The organism is Dietzia sp. DQ11-38-2 (genome assembly GCF_014145055.1).
In the GTDB taxonomy this organism is placed as follows: domain Bacteria; phylum Actinomycetota; class Actinomycetes; order Mycobacteriales; family Mycobacteriaceae; genus Dietzia.
In genome coordinates this window covers 1-4324 of record NZ_JAALDW010000404.1, presented here as the reverse complement: position 1 = coordinate 4324, position 4324 = coordinate 1, and the positions used below count along the sequence as shown (strand labels likewise).

Here is a 4324-nt window from a genome sequence, read left to right as displayed (position 1 = left end):
CGTTGGAGCCTCTGGCGCCGGACGAGGACGGGATCTCCTGCCCGACCTCGTGGGCGGTGGGTCAGATCGCCGCCACGGTCGTCGCCGCGCTGCGCTCACCACGACCCCGGTGACGTGAACGGTGAGCCGCGGGTGAGCGAGCCCCGCCCCGGGGGCCCGGCCACCGTCGCGCCGCCGATTCGTGGACGCCCCGGGGGTCGTGCGTCAGACTGGACGCCAGGCCGCCTGTCGACCAGACCCGGGAAGAGGACGCCAGCCTCAATGGAGCATCTCCGCCACTTCGCCCAGGAGTTCCGGAAGGCCCTGCGGAATCTGCTGCCCATCGTGGTCGTGGTGGCGGCCTTCCAGCTGCTGGTCTTCCGCCGGATGCCCGAGGACCCCGTGCAGCTGGTCGCGGGTCTGCTGATCGTGGGTGTGGGGATAGCCCTGTTCCTCCAGGGCCTGGATCTCAGCGTGTTCCCGGTGGGCAAGAACCTCGCCAACCAGTTCACCCGCCGTGGTGCGCTCGGACTGCTCCTCACCTTCGGCTTCGCCATCGGATTCGCCGCGGTCGTGGCCGAACCGGCCCTGATCGCGGTCGCGGGACAGGCGGAACTGATCAGTGAGGGACGCATCGACGGCGTCGTCCTGAGGGTGGTCATCGCCGTGTCCGTCGGCCTCGTCCTGGTCCTGGGCATCCTGCGCGTGTTGCGGGGCTGGGCGGTCCACCGAATCCTCATCGGCGGGTACGTGGTGGTCCTGGTGGCCACGTTCGTGGCGCCGCCGGAGATCGTGGGTCTGGCCTTCGACTCCGGCGGGGTGACCACCAACGTCGTGACGGTGCCGCTGATCGCCGCGATCGGGATCGGGTTGGCCAACTCGATCCGGGGCCGCAGCGCGCTCACCGACGGTTTCGGCCTGGTGGCGCTGTGCGTGATGGTGCCCATGATCGGGGTGCAGCTCTACGGCATGTGGGTCTACACCTTCGGCGGTGGCGGCGGCACGCCCACCACCGGGGCGGAGGAGACCGGCGGGACGCACCTCTGGCTGGAACACGTGGTGGGACTGGCCGAGATGGTGCGCGACGTGGCTCCCATGGTGATCGTCGTCCTGTTCTTCCAATACGTGGCGCTGCGCCGCAAGCTGTCCCACCCGCTGCGCGTGGCCGTGGGGTTCGTCATGGTGCTCGTGGGTCTCTACGCCTTCGTGGTGGGCCTGAAGATGGGACTCTTCCCCCTGGGCACCCAGATGGCGGAGCAGCTGATCGACCGCGACATCCCCGTCCTGATCCTGCTGTTCGCCCTGCTCATCGGGTTCGCCACCACGATGGCCGAGCCTGCCCTGGTCGCCGTCGCAGACCAGGCGGAGAACGTCTCACCGGCCGGGATCAACGCGACCGCCATCCGCCTGGTCGTGGCCACCGGGGTGGCGGTCGGGATCGCCCTGGGGGTGTTCCGCATCCTGACCGGCGGGCCGCTGCACTACTTCATCATGGTCTCCTATGCCGCGGTCCTCGTCCTGCTGGCAGTGGCCCCGAAGTACATCGTCGCCCTGGCCTTCGACCTCGGCGGGGTGACCACCTCCGAGGTCACCGTGCCGCTGGTCACCGCGTTGGGCATCGGGTTGGCGAGCGCGATCGAGGGCCGCAGCGCCTTGATCGACGGCTTCGGGCTGATCGCCTTCGCCTCGATCTTCCCGATCATCTCCGTCCTGCTCTATGCCATCGTCCTCGAGAAAATCCCTCGTCTGCAGAAGGAAGCGTCATGAAATTCACGGCCGTCGTAGTGATCGCCCCTCCCGAACTGGAGGACCCCGCCATCGAGGTCGCGCAACGCGCGGGCGCGACCGGGGTGACGATCCTGGAGGGTAAGGGCATCGGCGGGCAACAGAAGAAGACGTTCTTCGGCCTGACCTTCGAGGGGTCCCAGTCGGTGCTGCTCATGGTCGTGGGCACCCACCTGGCCACCCCGATCCTCAAGGCGCTGCACGAGGTCCTCGTCGACGGGGACAACTCCCGCGGCATCGCCTTCAACGTCCCCATCGAGCACCTCACGGGGATCGACCCCCGACAACTGGTCAAGTTCGAGGAGTACATGCGCCGGGAGGACACCTGAGCCACGCCCGCCGCCCGCTCGACCCCGCCACGCAGCACCCCGCCCCTGCCCGCCCCATCCCGACCGTACGACCCCACAGGAGGTCCCCCATGCTCACCGTCACGCAGGTCATGGTCCCCGAGGTGATCACCATCTCCCCGTTCGCCACCCTGCGCGAGGCGCTGTCGACGATGCGCGCGAATCGGGTCAAGAGCCTCGTGGTGGAACGCCAGCACCCCCACGACGCCTACGGCCTGCTCAGCTACAACGAGTTGCTGCGCGCCATCATCGTCGAGGAGGGCGACGTCGACCTGCTCAACGTGTACGACGCCGCCGTCAAGCCCGCCATCTCCGTGGGTGAGGACCTGTCGGTGAACCAGGCCGCCGCCATGATGAGCCGGTACCACCTCAACCGCCTGGTCGTGGTCCGCGGCAACGAGCTCATCGGACTGCTCACGATGAACGACATCCTCGCGCGCCTGATCGACGACCTCGACTGACGGGGCCGGCTCGACGGGGTCGCGGGCCGTAAGTGCGCCCGGGGAGACTTGAACTCCCACGTCCGAAGACACTGGAACCTAAATCCAGCGCGTCTGCCAATTCCGCCACGGGCGCCTGCCCGGGGGTACCGGGCGAGGTGAGCTTACCGCGCCGTCGGCGGTATCGTTGAGGGGTGTCCGACAGCCTGAGCACCCGCCCGGTCGGAGGCGACGCCGCCTCCGGTCCTCCGGTCTCCGCCAAGGTCAGGCACCGCCCCTCGTGGATCGCCTTCGTCGTCCTCGGTGCGATCTTCTGCCTGGGGATGGGCCTATGGCAGCTGGACCGCTACCAGGAGGCCACGGGCACGGTCCAGAACCTCGGCTACACCTTCATGTGGCCGTTCCTGGCAGGCTTCCTCGTATACGCCTATCTGAAGTATGTGCGGCTGGAGGCGGACGAAGCCGACACGGCCGGTGCCGGTGCCGCCGAGGATGCGGGCGGTGAGGGTGACGACGACGAGGTCGGCGCTCCCCCCGGCGGTACGCCCCCTCGCCGGGGTGCGCGTCGGCGGGAACGGGCCGTCACCGAGATCCCCGCCGACCTCCTCCCCACCCGACGCCCCGTCGCTGAGGTACCGACCCGCGACGAGGGGCTGGAGGCCTACAACTCATACCTCGCCGAACTGGCCCGCCGGGACGCGGCCGCCGGCGACCGTCACCAGGAGAGAACCGACTCATGACCGTTGACGCCACCCCGGAGACCGACCACCGGAAGCCGGACCCCGGGGGCAAGATCCGTGGCGCGCTCGCCCGGTACCGCGCACTGGCGTGGATCACCGGTGTGTGGCTGCTGGTCCTCACGGTGGAGATGATCTACAAGTACCTGATCATCGAGAACTCCTCCGACGCCCCCGACTGGTTCACCTACATCGGACAGGCACACGGCGTCTTCTACATCTTCTACCTGTTCATGACGCTCGACCTGGCCATCAAGGCCCGCTGGCCGGCCTCCCGCACCCTGCTGACCGCCCTGGCCGGGACGGTCCCGTTCCTGTCGTTCTGGTTCGAGCACATACGAACCCGGGACGTCAGGGCCGAATATGCGGTCTGAACCGGGTCAGCTCCGCATCCCGCGCTCGGCGAGCTCCCGCAACGCCGGCACGAGCGCCCGCAGGGCCCGACCGCGGTGGGAGTCGGCGTCCTTCTCCTCCGCTGTGAGTTCGGCGGCGGAGCGGTCCGAGCCCTCGGGCAGGAACAGCGGATCGTAACCGAATCCACGCTCGCCCCGGGGCTCCCGCAGAACCTGTCCGGCCCAGCGCCCCTCCACGACCCGCGTCATGAGGGTGGCCGTCGACGGCGCCGAATCCCGTGCCGAGTACACCAGCGCGCAGCTGGAGAAGAAGGCCGCGCCGCGACGCTCGTCGGGCACGTCCGAGAGCTGTGCGAGCAGGAGCGCGTTGTTGGCCGCGTCGTCGCCGTGACGGCCCGCCCAGCGAGCGGAGAGCACGCCCGGCATCCCGTTCAGCGCGTCCACGGCCAGCCCGGAGTCGTCGGCCAGGCACGCCAGGCCCGTCGCCATCCACCCGGACCTCGCCTTGATCAGAGCGTTGTCCTTGAACGTCGCGCCGTCCTCCGGCTCCTCGGGGAAGTCGGGCACCTCGTCCAGGCCGATCGGCTCGATGCCGGCGATCCCCTCGGCCTCCAGGACCCGGCGCAGCTCGGCGAGCTTCTTGGCGTTCCGGCTGGCGACCAGCAGCCGGACGGTCACCGCTG

General features: G+C 69.3%; 6 protein-coding genes and 1 tRNA gene. 5 read left to right on the top strand and 2 right to left on the bottom strand.

What is annotated here, in order from left to right:
• Positions 1-261 precede the first annotated feature (261 nt).
• From G6026_RS13285 to G6026_RS13275, 3 genes are all read left to right on the top strand, one after another.
• Positions 262-1746, top strand: coding sequence for a DUF1538 domain-containing protein (locus tag G6026_RS13285; protein ID WP_182613447.1), 1485 nt, complete (start codon positions 262-264; stop codon positions 1744-1746).
• On the top strand, positions 1743-2093 hold the full coding sequence (locus tag G6026_RS13280) for a transcriptional regulator (protein ID WP_107756009.1): 351 nt from the start codon (positions 1743-1745) through the stop codon (positions 2091-2093). Before G6026_RS13285 ends, G6026_RS13280 begins: the two co-directional genes overlap by 4 nt.
• Positions 2094-2182: 89 nt before the next feature.
• Positions 2183-2572 carry a CBS domain-containing protein gene (locus tag G6026_RS13275; protein ID WP_107756008.1) on the top strand — a complete coding sequence of 130 codons (390 nt, stop codon included), beginning with the start codon at positions 2183-2185 and terminating at the stop codon, positions 2570-2572.
• 33 nt (positions 2573-2605) lie between these two features.
• Here G6026_RS13275 and G6026_RS13270 read toward each other — a convergent pair.
• Positions 2606-2687: transfer RNA gene (locus G6026_RS13270), tRNA-Leu, on the bottom strand.
• A 58-nt stretch (positions 2688-2745) separates the two neighbouring features.
• On the opposite strand from G6026_RS13270, the gene G6026_RS13265 reads away from it, so the two are divergent.
• Together G6026_RS13265 and G6026_RS13260 are read left to right on the top strand one after the other, a co-directional pair.
• Entirely contained in the window at positions 2746-3291 is a 546-nt protein-coding gene (locus G6026_RS13265) for a hypothetical protein (RefSeq protein ID WP_107756007.1), read from the top strand.
• Complete coding sequence (locus G6026_RS13260; protein WP_107756006.1) at positions 3288-3662, top strand: DUF3817 domain-containing protein; 375 nt, start codon at positions 3288-3290, stop codon at positions 3660-3662. Before G6026_RS13265 ends, G6026_RS13260 begins: the two co-directional genes overlap by 4 nt.
• Positions 3663-3668: 6 nt before the next feature.
• Here G6026_RS13260 and G6026_RS13255 read toward each other — a convergent pair whose 3' ends face one another.
• The gene (locus G6026_RS13255) at positions 3669-4319 is read right to left on the bottom strand and encodes a non-canonical purine NTP pyrophosphatase (RefSeq protein WP_182613448.1); all 651 of its coding nucleotides are present in this window, start codon (positions 4317-4319) and stop codon (positions 3669-3671) included.
• Between the last annotated feature and the right edge of the window lie 5 nt (positions 4320-4324).